The 1023-nt window shown below is 47.6% G+C and carries 1 protein-coding gene; it reads left to right on the top strand.

Annotated elements, in window-relative coordinates:
* The coding region (gene xseA / locus A3735_RS00470; protein ID WP_068637354.1) for an exodeoxyribonuclease VII large subunit at positions 1-1023 on the top strand (1023 nt) is incomplete at both ends.

A 1023-nucleotide genomic window follows, 5' to 3' on the forward strand; every position in this document is an offset into this window, starting at 1 on the left:
CCAACGCTTAAAGTTTATCCCCAAGGAAGGTGACCAGATAATTGTTCGAGCCAAAGTGAGCTTGTACGAAGGTCGCGGCGATTACCAACTTATCGTTGAAGGCATGGAACCGGCGGGTATTGGGCAACTACAAGCCGCTTTTGAAGCACTAAAGCTTAAACTGGCTGGCGAAGGACTGTTTGACCAGCAGCATAAAAAATCTATACCACAAATCCCCAAAAAAGCAGCCGTGATAACCTCTCAAAGCGGTGCCGTCATTCATGACATCATTTCAGTGACGCAGCGTCGCTTCCCTGCACTAGAGATCATTTTGCTACCCGTTCAGGTTCAAGGGGAAGGCTCAGCACAACAAATTGCCGACGCTATCGCTTACTGCAACAGCCACAACCTTGCAGATGTGTTAATTGCTGGGCGAGGAGGCGGGTCTCTAGAGGATTTATGGAGTTTTAATGAAGAAGTCGTCGCACGTGCTATTTTTGACAGCGAACTACCTATCATTAGCGCCGTTGGTCATGAAGTAGACTTTACGATTGCCGACCTGGTAGCAGACTACCGGGCACCAACGCCATCAGCAGCCGCAGAACACATTACGCCCGACCAATACGAATTAATGCAAAACCTGGATCAACAACAACGGCGCCTGGAGTTTTTGATCAACAATCGATTCAAACAACTCAGCCAAAGCATCGATGCCTTACAAAAACGACTAAGACATCCTGGCGATGCCCTTCAAGAAAAGGGTTTACGCCTTGAAGAACTTCAAGAGCGCATTAAACGGGCACTATCAAACACTATTGAAAATAAATCTGGAAGTCTGAATATACTTCAGCACCGCTTACTCAGATATAACCCTCAAGCGAAGCTTGAACAAAGCGCAGCAACACTAAACAACGCTTACGACAAACTAGTACAAGCGCAGCATGCAAACCTGGAACAACAGCAACACAGACTGGCGATTCTAGCCCAGACACTGCACACGGCAAGCCCTCTTGCAACCTTAGGGCGCGGCTATGCCATATTAAA

It is taken from the genome of Oleiphilus sp. HI0061 (assembly GCF_001635675.1).